This is a genomic window from Desulfobacter hydrogenophilus, from assembly GCF_004319545.1.
GTDB classification, from domain to species: Bacteria; Desulfobacterota; Desulfobacteria; order Desulfobacterales; family Desulfobacteraceae; genus Desulfobacter; species Desulfobacter hydrogenophilus.
On record NZ_CP036313.1, the window covers coordinates 389687 to 402009 of the forward strand.

The 12323-nt window shown below is 44.4% G+C and carries 10 protein-coding genes; 1 reads left to right on the top strand and 9 read right to left on the bottom strand.

The window, feature by feature from the left end; genetic code table 11:
* Positions 1 to 347: 347 nt before the first annotated feature.
* The 5 genes from EYB58_RS01755 to EYB58_RS01775 all read right to left on the bottom strand — a co-directional run bounded on the left by EYB58_RS01755 (position 348) and on the right by EYB58_RS01775 (position 4215).
* Positions 348 to 1010: an AAA family ATPase gene (locus tag EYB58_RS01755; RefSeq protein ID WP_131071983.1), complete on the bottom strand. Its 663-nt coding sequence runs from the start codon at positions 1008 to 1010 to the stop codon at positions 348 to 350.
* On the bottom strand, positions 1007 to 2674 hold the full coding sequence (locus EYB58_RS01760) for an integrase (protein WP_111953193.1): 1668 nt from the start codon (positions 2672 to 2674) through the stop codon (positions 1007 to 1009). Before EYB58_RS01760 ends, EYB58_RS01755 begins: the two co-directional genes overlap by 4 nt.
* Positions 2667 to 3224: a DNA methylase gene (locus EYB58_RS01765; RefSeq protein WP_111953191.1), complete on the bottom strand. Its 558-nt coding sequence runs from the start codon at positions 3222 to 3224 to the stop codon at positions 2667 to 2669. Before EYB58_RS01765 ends, EYB58_RS01760 begins: the two co-directional genes overlap by 8 nt.
* 2 nt (positions 3225 to 3226) lie before the next feature.
* Positions 3227 to 3583, bottom strand: coding sequence for a CHC2 zinc finger domain-containing protein (locus EYB58_RS01770; protein ID WP_111953189.1), 357 nt, complete (start codon positions 3581 to 3583; stop codon positions 3227 to 3229).
* Between the two features lie 254 nt (positions 3584 to 3837).
* On the bottom strand, positions 3838 to 4215 hold the full coding sequence (locus tag EYB58_RS01775) for a hypothetical protein (RefSeq protein WP_111953187.1): 378 nt from the start codon (positions 4213 to 4215) through the stop codon (positions 3838 to 3840).
* A 183-nt stretch (positions 4216 to 4398) separates the two neighbouring features.
* On the opposite strand from EYB58_RS01775, the gene EYB58_RS01780 reads away from it, so the two are divergent.
* Positions 4399 to 4833, top strand: a complete 435-nt coding sequence (locus EYB58_RS01780) for a GGDEF domain-containing protein (protein ID WP_131071984.1) — start codon at positions 4399 to 4401, stop codon at positions 4831 to 4833.
* Positions 4834 to 4868: 35 nt separating this feature from the next.
* Here EYB58_RS01780 and EYB58_RS01785 read toward each other — a convergent pair whose 3' ends face one another.
* The 4 genes from EYB58_RS01785 to EYB58_RS01800 all read right to left on the bottom strand — a co-directional run bounded on the left by EYB58_RS01785 (position 4869) and on the right by EYB58_RS01800 (position 12279).
* Entirely contained in the window at positions 4869 to 5921 is a 1053-nt protein-coding gene (locus tag EYB58_RS01785) for a response regulator (protein WP_111959372.1), read from the bottom strand.
* Positions 5881 to 8271 (bottom strand): PAS domain-containing protein, encoded by a 2391-nt coding sequence (locus tag EYB58_RS01790; RefSeq protein WP_131071985.1) that lies wholly within the window; start codon positions 8269 to 8271, stop codon positions 5881 to 5883. Before EYB58_RS01790 ends, EYB58_RS01785 begins: the two co-directional genes overlap by 41 nt.
* A gap of 18 nt (positions 8272 to 8289) precedes the next feature.
* Entirely contained in the window at positions 8290 to 9345 is a 1056-nt protein-coding gene (locus EYB58_RS01795; protein WP_111959375.1) for a PDC sensor domain-containing protein, read from the bottom strand.
* A 72-nt stretch (positions 9346 to 9417) separates the two neighbouring features.
* Entirely contained in the window at positions 9418 to 12279 is a 2862-nt protein-coding gene (locus EYB58_RS01800; RefSeq protein ID WP_111959377.1) for a bifunctional diguanylate cyclase/phosphodiesterase, read from the bottom strand.
* Positions 12280 to 12323 lie beyond the last annotated feature (44 nt).

Sequence of the window (12323 nt, forward strand, 5' to 3'; positions counted from 1 at the left end):
GGGCAGTACAACAGATTCAAAACGGAACAAATCCTGTTCAATGAATTCGAGCGGTTCAAACGGTTGATGAGATTCAAATAATGTAACGGTATTATGGATTTAAGATTCTAACAAAAATGTCAAATTTGTTTTTGATTTAAACTTGTTGTAGCGAAACACCAATAAAAGCAGAGTTACAAAATAATGTAACGGCGTAAGAAAAATTCAATAATGATCTGTGGTTTGGCGTTTTTCAAAAATGAATCAAACAGAAATCGGCGTCAAAACATATGAGGATAAAATACAGGCAGGCCAACCTCGGATTATACCAAGGATGGCCTGTTAATGCAGATAAGTTGTGGTAAGGATTATTGAGGAGGGAGATCTGATATAAATTCCAGGGCAAGATTAATATCAACAAATTGGTGGTTTAACTCCTTTGCCCTGTCCCGGCAGTCTGTACAGATTTCTTTAAATTTGCGCATATCGCCCTTAACGGACATATAAATCTGTTCAACGGCTTCCTGCTGGATATCTTTGTATTTTTCAATGAAGTCCTCGACCTCTATGGGATACAAAATCAGGGTTTTCAACCGGCTGAGTATATCAGGATGGTTCCGGCTCAAATAAGTTCTCACATTCGGAAGTCCTGCAAATACGATGGGAACCCCGGCATCAATAATCCGTTTAAGATATGGCCAAACCCGGGTGTCCAAGTCATTGGCCTCATCTATAATGATAAAACAATTGGAGAGATTACAGATCATTTTCAGGTACTGGGGAGTTCGGCGGTAGGTGGCGGTGGCCTCATAATTTAATTCCTTAAGTATCGCGGCCAGGGTTTCATGTATGTTGAACAGAGACTCAACCCATACAGCATGGAGCTTTTTGGGATGCAGCAATTTTAAAAACCGAGTTTTTCCTGCACCAAAATCACCCTCCATGAGCACGCTTTGGCCTCTGTAGATCCGGTTATAAGTGGCAGCCAAGTATGAGACCCTTCGTTTATCACTGATAAAATCCTCTTTCATGTTATGTCTCCATGGGATGCATAAATGGCTACATGGTTCGTATTTAACGATTTTTGGCAATCAAGCATAAATGCATTGAACAGGGCCTGATTTTTACGGTCATCCGGCTGGTTTATCTTTTTTGTGTAATCCGCGTACCTTGATTGATTATGATCAAGCACTTGTTCCGCCCGGGCCAGGGTGAGGCCCTTATGAAAAACGTCGACTAAAACAGGCCGGTCAACGGCCATATTGTGCTTTTCTAAAAGAGCGATAATGGTGTCAAGTTCATCAGGCGGCACAGGCGAAGGTTCTGGTGCCGGCGGTCTGTCAAACGGCTTTTTTGCAATGGCTTCGCCCAACAGTATACCGTCTTCACCCTGCTCAAAAATAAAAAGCTTGTCCTTGTATTTGGATATTTTCACCGGTGTGCTTTTATGTTTGCTGAACTTATCTGCACCACGGGTCACATAATAATCGCGCTTGTCATGGCGGATGGTCCTGGTTTTGGATACGGTGGCTTTGATTTTCCTGTAGCCGTATTTCATATATTCCTGAACCTGGTCCGGGGTAAAATTCAGGGTATCTGCCTGGTTTGATAAAAAATCATCAAATTTCTGTGCCGGCACCCAGGCACTGACCACCCCGTCTTCGGTAAAATAATGTTGTGTATGATTATGTTCGTTACGATATTCGCTGAGCATAGTGCTGCTCCTTAGTTCCTGAAGGCTTATATCAAGAAGGGTTACAGTAATTTTTTCCTTTCTTCCCCGCTTGAAGTCATATTCGGTAACGGTTTTCACAATCCTGTCCTCAAAGGCTTTGATAATACGTATTTCAAAATTGTGCAGGCTCCGGTGTGAAGATTCTAGATGTGCCTTATCTTTGGGTGAATACGCCTTTGAAAAATCCGGTGCCAAATAGAAGCCTTGCGGTGTAGAATGCTTCAGGTTAATGGCATTGATGGGGCGTTTTAGATTTAAAAATCCTTTTGCCTGGTCAGGTCTGATACCAATTTTTTGCAAAGGCAAAGGGGTACTCAACAAAAAACGGGTAAAAAGATCCACAGAGTTCAGGCTGCTTTCGGTAAAATAAAAGTCCAGAATAAACATTTTCCTGGAAGCGGTATCAAATATTTCAATTACCTGTGGTTTTTGCCAGTTACCGTGTTCATCTCTGATCCTTAAATATTGAAATTTACAGCCGTCAACCTGGATCAAAGCAAATACCGGCACCGACTTGAAGGCATGCATTACCGGGACCTGATCCTGCTTATCCTCTTTTTCCAGGTAAAATTTGAGATTTTCCCTTTTGACACATCGCCGAAGTGCCGGAAGACTGATGGTTCTGCCCAGCTCTTGTTCAAGCCAGTGATGATAATTTTTAATGGTTCTGGCTTTCCGGGTGATAAAAATGAATCCCTGGGATGAGGGGTCGCATGACGCCTTGACCATCTCAATAAACCGTCTTTTGGTTTGCTCATCTATTGCTCTGGGCCGTCCGCTGCACTTACGGCCTTCCATAATTCCTTTTTCAACCAGTAAAAGGGGCGCCGGGATAATTCCGGTTTTCTTGTACTGGTCCTTGTAATATTTTTTGGACCGTCTCTTGGTAGATCCGGTTTTATTCATGATTTTTTTGTGCAGCAGTAAATGAAAGCGGTCATCAATAGTCAGGTCATCCATTATCTGCCCCCTTTGATACAATCTTTTCGTATATGACCCGATGCCACAACAATGCTGCCTGGCGGGAGGTCTTCTGCCAATGATCATGCTGAGCCACACGGACCTGTTCAAGCATTGCCTTTACAACAGCCATGTATTCATGGGTAATTCGATCTGTCAGATCCGGTTTACTTACCGGAGCCGTTTTCTGGTCCTCAATAAATTTTTTGATATTTCGTGCGGTCAGTTCCATGCCACTGTTTATAATCGCCCTCCAGATACGGCGTTGTTCTATGGAATCCATTTGAGTAAGGGGGCGGATCTGGGATTCGTTGGCCGGCAGTTTGTCTCCAATTGGAGACAGGTTGTAAATTACTTCATAGGCTCGAATCAGCCGGTAAGCATGGGCTTTGCCCATATCCCACCGTGCCCTGGTATATGCCTCAAATGACTCAAACAGAGCCTGCTTGTACAAACGATTCTCACGAATTTCTTTCAAGGCTTGGCCGATTTTGTAAAAACATTCTTGATTTCGACCAATCAGGGTTTCAAGCTCAAGCAGCCGTTCCATACTCACTGCCCTCCCGGCATAGGCCTGCCGACCATAGCGGCAAGGGCCGTCAATTTTGCGGCCTGAACCTGGGGTACAGTATTTATTTGTTTCAAAAACAAGACACTATCCCTAAATCCATAGCCCTTGATTTTCATGACAAGGTCAATGGTATTAAAATTTTTTTCGCATCTGAAGCACCTGGCCAGGTTCGTGGCTGGATTTACAGCGGTTTGAAATTCATTGCACAAAGGGCATAGAAAACGAAAATAACCATCTCTAATCTTGGATAGAATCTGTAAATGGTCCCTGATCAACACATCTACAGGGATATTGTTTCTCAGTTCAAATAATTGCCGGGATGAAAATCTGTTTTTCACAAGACACCTCCTTATTTTTAAAATTTCAGGTGCTTTTTTATATCACCGGTTAGAGTCGCCTGTCAGTTGCCTCTTAAACTGAGATAGAGATTATTCTGTTGATATCTACTTGTATTATCAGTTGGTTATCCTCATGATGTCTCTTAGAATCAAAACTCGATTAGTCTGTTAATATCCCTTTATATTACAATGAGTTATTCCAATCATGTATCTTAAAATCTATACTCGATTAGTCGTTTATGCCAGAGGGTCTTTTATGGGAATCCCTGTATTTTTTCATTGTTATGGCTGATAACCTGGGTAACCAGATATTGAATGATAATTGCCGGCTTGATCCCGTATTCTGCTATAATGACTTCCATTGGCAAAACAGGTTTTGTCTGTTTTTGATATGAAAGCGAAGGAAGGTTCCCAGATGTTTGTTGCTCCTCAGCTTCTTCAAGTTTTTTTGCCAGATAATTGTTTTTGCAAACAGCTTTGTTTTTCCTGTTCCACTTTTCACATTGCCTTCGATGAAGCTCTTTTTGGCAAGCCGAACGACATGTTTTCTGCCGCCCTTTTTGTCTTACATCAGGGGTGAACCATTTCCGGCAAATAGAGCAAGGTCGTCTTCCACGTGAATTCTTTGCCATTATTTCTTCTCCAAAATTTGAATCAGGGAGATTATATGTACCAAATTTTGAAAGAAGCAGCGGCGAGGTCTATCGGCGGGATAGGCGGGGTATGATTTTTTATTTGATTGGCGGGATATAGCGGCGGGATATCTGCCCGTTACATTATTTCGTCATGAAACTGCGGGGTACGCGTTACACTTTTTGAATCTTACCAAACGGTACGGTGAAAAGGTTTGCGTGCTTATGCTCGATATTGATAAGTTCAAGGATGTCAATGATACGTTCGGGCACGATTGTGGTGATGCGGTGCTAACCCAATTGTGCTCTCTGGTAAGCAAAAAGTTACGACGTGTAGATGTATTCGGCCGGTGGGGTGGAGAAGAATTTATCGTGATCTGTCCGGGGACATCCCTGGAAAATGGTGTCAAGGTTGCTGAAAGTTTAAGATCAAAAGTTGAGGCCCATTCCTTTACGCCTGTTCCCCAAGTCACGGTCAGTCTTGGTGTCAGTGCTTTTCATAAGAATGACCATGCATACTGCGATGCCCTGAAGCGGGCTGACGTTGCATTATATGAATCAAAACGCACAGGCAGAAACCGTGTATCCAGCAGATGCGATGAGAAAAAGATCAACTAAAAACATATTTGGATGGTTTTCTTCTGATCCCGAGCCTAATCATCCGCGTATTTTTTACGGATTTTGAGTATTTCGCTTTTAATAAAAAAGAATGCATCCACGACTTCCGGATCAAACTGAGTTCCCCGATTTTCTGCAATGATCCGGAAAGAAACATCCAGGGGAAATGGTTCTTTATACGGACGTTTCGTGGTCAGTGCGTCAAAAACATCCGCCACAGCGATGATTCTTCCCTCCAGTGGTATTTCCCTCTCTTTAAGCCCCCTTGGATACCCAGTCCCATTCCACCATTCATGATGCGTCAGGGCAATGGCCTCGCCGAGCCTGATAAATCCCGTTTTTGAATTTTCCAAAATTTTTGCACCAATCAAGGTGTGTTGTTTCATGGTCGTGAATTCATCGACTGTCAACCCTCCTGGTTTTAGAAGGATACTGTCGGGAATACCAATTTTCCCTACATCATGCATGGGGGCGGCATAAAGGATGGATTCCACAATTTTTTCGGATAACCCTATTTTGCGCGCAATGGCCGCGGAGTAATTACTTATGCGATAGATATGGGACCCCGTGTCTTCGTCCCTGTATTCAGCCGCCTTTGAGAGAATATGAATTGTCTCAAGAGAACTCTCCTTGATTCTTGAAAAGGCATTTTCCAGTTGCTGTGTCCTTTTGGCTACTTTATCTTCCAGTTTTCGATTTTGATCGTAAAGGGCCATGTGGGTTTTTACCCGCTGCAAAACAATGGGCGGACTAACCGGTTTAATGATGTAATCCACGCAACCGAGAGCAAACCCTTTTTCCTCCTCCTTGACGCTGGAAAACGCGGTAACAAAAATGACCGGGATTTGCCGTGTGACCGGATCTTTCTTCAAGAGGCGGCAGACTTCATAGCCATCTATGCCGGGCATCTGAATATCCAGAAGGATAAGGTTCGGAGATGCTCCCTGGGCTACGATACGCAGGGCCTTTTCACCGCTGGTGGCAATCTTGAGCCGGTAGTTTTTCTGTAAAATACCCACCAGCACATCTATATTCTCCGGGCTGTCTTCAACGATCAAAATTGTCCGTTTTCTGTCTTGATCTTCCATGTGAGTACCTTTCTATTGCCGACAAAATCTCATAATGGGCCGAAAGTGCCCCTTCAAAATCGTATCTTTGCAACTGTTTTTCCACCTCGTCCAACACCTCCACAACCGAAGTGCTTTTCAAAGCGGCTTTGATTTCATCCAATTTCCCTATCGCTTCCAGATCGCTCTCCTTCAGATATGCCTCGAAGGCTGTCAACAGGGGCAGCACGGTGTCGACATCAATGGGAAAACCTCCCGCCTTTTCGCCTATTATGTTGCAAGCTCGCTGATCCATTTTACAGCCATCCTCCGCCAAAACGGCCGGCGCTTCGTTTTTTACGGCAACACGTTCCACTTCAAATTCCACGGAAAAGGAAAACTCGCTCCCTGTTCCGGGGGTGCTTTGCACTGCCAACGTACCCGCCATGAGTTCGATAAGTCGCTGACTGATGGCAAGCCCCAGGCCCGTCCCCCCGTATTTTCGCGTAGTGGAGGTGTCCGCCTGGGTAAATGCGTCAAACAGGAAATCCAACTGGTCGGCACATATGCCGATACCTGTGTCCTTTACCGAAAAATAAAGCCTCACCTTTCTATGGGTCTGTTTTTCCAGTAAGACCTTGATGACGACATCTCCGCTTTCCGTAAATTTTACGGCATTTTCAGCAAGATGAAACAGGACCTGTTTTAGCTTGGGGCCATCCCCCAAAAGTGATTCAGGAATTTTCGAATCAAAATAGAACAGGACCTTAAGTTTTTTTTGCCCCAAAAATTCAGATAAAATATGGTCTTTCACCTGGGACATGATCTCACTGAATTGAAACGCCGCCTTTTTTACCTGCATTTTACCGGTATCAATTCTGGCATAATCCAATACTGAATTGAGGATGACCATCAACGCCTCGGAGGCCTCAATAATAGTTCTTAGGTAGCTTTGTTGCTCGGAAGTCAGTTGGGTATCCAGTGCCAGATAAGACATACCGATTATGTGGTTCATGGGGGTCCTGAACTCATGGCTCATATTGGCCAGAAACTGACTTTTTGCACGGTTGGCTGCGGCTGCTTTTTCGGCCAGATCATGGGCCAGCGCCGTCTGTTTTTTTAAATCCGTAATATCGACAAAGGTTTCCAGAAGGCTTTCCCGGCCCTCATATTCCAGCGGAATTACGGTTTTCAGGATATTGCGCTGTTCACCGTAAACCGTCAGAATAACGCTCTCGGATCTGTGAATTTCCTCTCCATTGTCCATGATGGGACACGCCCCCGTTTCATTGGGACAGAACTGTGGATGACAGGACTTTCCGATCAAATCGGAAGCCACTGTTCCCGCCATGCCGGCGGCAAGCTCATTGGCGAATTCGATGGTACGCCGTTTTCTGTCGATGATAAGCACGCCCGCCTGTATGTTCTGAAATATTTTCGTTATCTTTGCTTCGCTTTTTTTCAGTTTCAATTCGGCGGCAATCCGTTGCCACAAAATGAAAAGGAATACAACAATCACCAGAACGATGATCAGCAAAAAGCTCCCGATAATGGCCGCCATTTTCATCTTCACACCGGCAAGCCATTCATCTTCACAGACGGAAAGAACAACCCCCACTTGTTCTCCGAATATGCTGATGGGATAGTAGGCGGACAACACCCGCATCTTCTCCCCGCCTAAAGAAATCGTATGTATCTGTTCGCCAAGGTAGTTGGCCGCAATATCATCAACGATGCTTTTTATCCCATCCACCTGCCGTTTTGATTCAACGACAGCCCGCTGATCAACCAGAAAAGTGATGATTTTTGCGTCCATGTCTACGCACCAGGGCCAAAACTCCCGGCTGATATTGCTTTTGATCAATTCATTATAAATAATCCGGGGAAAATCCATCCGAATTTCGATGGTCCCGACTTTTTTTCCGTCCTTTCGAATATCGCTAAAAAAATGAAGCGTGTCCTTCTCAAGGTCGTAAACGGTTCCATCTACCGCAACCCGGGGCGAATCGTTTTTACGGATTTCGGAGATAAAAAAATAATTATCTTCGCTGTTGTACAATTCACGGAAATCCGATGCGTTGAACACCTGAATGGAGGATAGGATATTCTGATATTTCGAATAGAACCGCCGCACCGGGTTGATAAGATCATAATCCGTTCTCTCCCGGGTCAACAATTTATGAAATGGAATGGTGGCAAGGGCATACTGAACGTCTTCTTCGAATTCGTCGGCAAATCCCTGAAGATTTCGGCTGCTGATATCCACCTGGTGCGACAACAGTTCGAAGATGTGCTTTTTTTGCACATCAACAATGACATAGACATTGTAACCGGCGACGACAGCCGAAATAAGCACAAACACAAGGGGAATGATCAGGTATTCTTTTTTCAAAGCTGCATCCAAGTTTAATCAGTAGATAATCTGCAACAACTTCCAGTCCAGCTCGGGGATATTCACCGACGTAACACGAAGCGTTTTGCCCGCGTTTTGAAACGTCACCTCAGTCTGATTTTCTTGAAAGATGCGTTGTGCCATCTTCCGAACCTGCCGGGATCTACTTTTCAAAAGATTGTAATCATCTGTCCTGTAGGTATCCGAACGGATAGTTTCCAAGTATTTGTGATTTTCCAGGGGAGGCAGGGACAGCAGCATCGTCAAATGATCCTGGATGGACACGACGGTAGCCGAAGCGTCCAGTAAAACCAAATTCCCGGTCTCCCTGTCAATGTACCGATCCGTGATGGTATTGATGGTGACATCCAGTCCCGGGACGCCTTCAAGTTCCCCGTCCACATAAACGGGTGCAATGGCGGAAACCATCCACCCCCTTCCCGCCGGGTCCACGTAGGGTTCCTTGACCCACACAGCGCTCTTTTCCGGGTTATGCTCCCCGTCGGCAAGATAATAAAAATTGTACTTGGGGATATCCATTTTAGGCTCATACTGGGTGATCACGTCGAAGTAGGGATAAATGCGGTTGTATGAATTTTTATCGTTGTAATAGGACTGAACGACTTCCGGGTATTTTTTCACAACCTCCATCAACCGGCTTTCCAGGGGTTCCGTGCCATAGACAATTTTTCTGATCTCTTTACTGACGGGCACGACCCCCGACACAAAAACAGCACTCTTTCCGTCGTCTACCGGCTTGTAAAAAACCCCGTTGTCATGGAGTTTATATCCAGCCGGGTCAACCCTCGACGCATGTTGTACCATGGTCTTCGGTATGTACAGGGAGACCGTAAATTCCGCCAGCTTCGAAACTTCCACCCGAATCTTTGAGAAATCATCATTGATCCGATTTCCAATCTCGCTGAGTCTGTGGTCATCCGCCGCTTTCTTTTCGGCAGACGGCCCGCAGGAAAAACAGAAAGTAAGAACCAGCAAACAGACAGACAGAACCTGCAAGCGTTTAATAAAACTCCGGATCTTTTCCCAGCTGAACGTGTTGACGGATGGATTCATATGATCTCCTTTTGATTGCATGTGCCGATACTGAAAGCCATGTATCGTTATTCTTCTCAAACCCCAAATTGATCAGACATGTGGCAACCGGTGTTCTGACAGCCAGCACTCAAGTTCGAGCAGGGGCATGGGCCGGGCAAAAATATATCCCTGAATATCCATGTCTCCCAGCTGATTCAAAATTTTCAGCTGCTTTTCGTCTTCTACGCCTTCAGCCACAATACCCATGTTCAGTTTGCTAGCCATCAGTACAATAGTTTCAACCAGGGCAAGGGCATTGTCATCATCAACAATATCGTCGATAAAGGATTTGTCGATTTTCAAAGTGGTGATGGACATCTGTTTAAGATAGGCCAGGGACGAATACCCCGTACCAAAGTCATCAATGGCCGTTGAGATGCCTATCTGAGACAATTTTTTAAGCCGGGTCATGGTGGTGTTGATATCCCGCATTAATAAAGATTCGGTGATCTCTATTTTCAGACGGTCTGGCGGGTATGAGGTCTCTTTTATTATGCCTGCGGCCATTTTTTCAAATGAGGGTTCATCCATCTGACGTGCAGAAACATTGACGGACAGCATCAGGTCCAGTTGATTTTTTTCTCTAATCCGGCAAATCTGTTCAACCGCCTTTTTCAAAATCTGTTTGCCAATGGGAATGATCAGTCCGGATTCTTCTGCCAGGGGAATAAACCGGCCAGGGAGAACAACGGCCCCATCCGGTTTTATCCAACGAACCAAAGCTTCAAGCCCCACCGGCTTTAATGTCCTGATATTAACCTGGGGTTGAAAATAAACTTGGAATTCATCGTTTTCAATGGCCGTGCGCATGTTCATTTCCATCTCAATTCGCTGGTGAATCTTTTTGGCCATTTTTTGTTCAAACAGATAATATTGGTTCCGGCCTTTTTCCTTGGAGTGATACATGGCAAGATCTGCATGGCGCAAAAGGGTCTCCGCATCATCGCCATCTTCGGGGAAAACGGAAATACCGATACTGCAGGTGACATGAAAAAATTTACCGTCAATATTAAAGGGCGCTGAAAATGACTCCTGAATACGTTTGACCATACGGATAATTTCCATCATATTGTCCACATCCGTGACCATGATCATAAATTCATCCCCGCCGAGCCGAGCCACGGTATCACTGGCCCGAGTGACGTTGTCTAACCTTTCCGCAGCCTCTTTTAACAATTCATCTCCTTGGGCATGCCCTGCCGTGTCATTGACGTTTTTAAAATTATCAAGATCAATAAAGATCAACTGAATCATCTTTGCATCACGCCGGGCTCTGATTATGGCATGTTCAAGCCGATCTTTGAGCAGCGTACGGTTGGGAAGACCTGTAAGCGGATCATGGTAGGCCATATATTCGATCTGTTTCTCTTTGGTTTTCATTTCGGAAATATCATGAAACACGGCCATGTAATTTTTCGCCTTTCCATTTTTATTCCGAATGGCACTGATATTTAAAAATTCCGGATATGCCTGTCCGGATTTTTTACGATTCCAGATTTCCCCGGACCATTGGCCTTTTATCGTCAGGACCTGCCACATGGATTTATAAAAGGCGTGATCGTGTCGATCCGATTTTAGAATCCGGGGATTTTGTCCGACGGCTTCCTGGGCGCTGTAGCCGGTGATGTCAGTGAAAGCCTGATTTACTGCCTGAATATTTCCATTAAGATCGGTTATGGTGATTCCCTCATTGGCATTTTCAAACACTTTTTCAAATAATTGAAGCCGGATCTCAGTCTCTTTGCGGATGGTATTTTCTGTGATCAAATTTCTTTTATACGTTTCCAGCCGCCCTACAAATTCGTTGAAACTGGATTCAAGATCGCCGATTTCGTCTTTGCGTCGACTGTCCAGCGGCTGTAGCTGCCAGCCCTGGTTCATATTGACGTTTAAATGGTCAATCAGACGGGTCAACGGCCGGGTAATGGAGGTGCTTACTGCAAGGGATACAAACGCAATAACGGCAATGGACGCGGCCAGGATAACAAAAAAAATCCGGCGCATTTCCAAAAGCTGTGCAAAGGCTTTTTCAGTATACGTTGAAGACGCAATAATCCAGTCAAACTCCGGTATAAAATCAAACGCCATCAATTTTTCTTTGACAACCTGATCTTCAGGGTTTTTCCAGAAGTAGCGCACCATCCCTTTTTTCTGTGCAATAATTTCTCGGATCTGTGTTTTATTTTCAGCGGTTGCGTAATCCATCATGTTGCCGGTTAATTTAGGATGAATGATGATGTTGGCCCGGCTATCACAAACAAAAGCGTAGCCGGTCCCCAATATATCCATTGCCAGCACGCTGTCTTTAAAATCTTCCACGGAGACAAGCTGGGAAAATTCCAATTTATACGATGATGCTGAGATGATCCAGTCCCAAGGTTCAAAATAAGTCATATGCAATGCTTTGGGGTGTTTTTCATTGTCCTCTGGGTTTTTCCACCAGTATTCCAGGTACCCGTTTTTCTGTATCAACTGTTTTTGGATGAACCCCAATTCAGCATAATTCTGCCCTTTGACATCCTGTTTAGGATGGACTTTTATCTCTCCTGTGCTGTCGATAACGTATATGTACCCGGTCCGGCCGATTTTTTCACTCAGCAACAAGTTTGCGGCCTGTTTTTTTGCCTCTTTTTCGGTTATCAGGTGATCCTGAAAATCCTGGTAAATGTGATCAATAATTTCCAGATTTTTTTCAGCAATGGTGCGCAGATGAATTTTTATGGAAACGGTTCCTACCGTTTTGATAAGGGCTGTGATCGACGCGTTGGAAAGAGTCAATGCATTTTTTATCTGGTGTTCAAGATGGCTTTTTACATGGATATAGTAAATGGTGAAACCGCATAAAAAAACAGCTGTGGCAACCAGCGAATAGATAAAAAACAGCTTGATCCGTATGGACAAACGTTTTGGCATATTGAATCTTTTAATTTACAGATTTTGATTTGCAACCGGTTTAT

What these genes read in the sequence shown, in the direction of transcription:
- EYB58_RS01795 (WP_111959375.1), bottom strand. Translation starts at nt 9,345, where the DNA reads ATGAATCCATCCGTCAACACGTTCAGCTGGGAAAAGATCCGGAGTTTT.
- EYB58_RS01755 (WP_131071983.1), bottom strand. Translation starts at nt 1,010, where the DNA reads ATGAAAGAGGATTTTATCAGTGATAAACGAAGGGTCTCATACTTGGCT.
- EYB58_RS01800 (WP_111959377.1), bottom strand. Translation starts at nt 12,279, where the DNA reads ATGCCAAAACGTTTGTCCATACGGATCAAGCTGTTTTTTATCTATTCG.
- EYB58_RS01785 (WP_111959372.1), bottom strand. Translation starts at nt 5,921, where the DNA reads ATGGAAGATCAAGACAGAAAACGGACAATTTTGATCGTTGAAGACAGC.
- EYB58_RS01765 (WP_111953191.1), bottom strand. Translation starts at nt 3,224, where the DNA reads ATGGAACGGCTGCTTGAGCTTGAAACCCTGATTGGTCGAAATCAAGAA.
- EYB58_RS01760 (WP_111953193.1), bottom strand. Translation starts at nt 2,674, where the DNA reads ATGGATGACCTGACTATTGATGACCGCTTTCATTTACTGCTGCACAAA.
- EYB58_RS01775 (WP_111953187.1), bottom strand. Translation starts at nt 4,215, where the DNA reads ATGGCAAAGAATTCACGTGGAAGACGACCTTGCTCTATTTGCCGGAAA.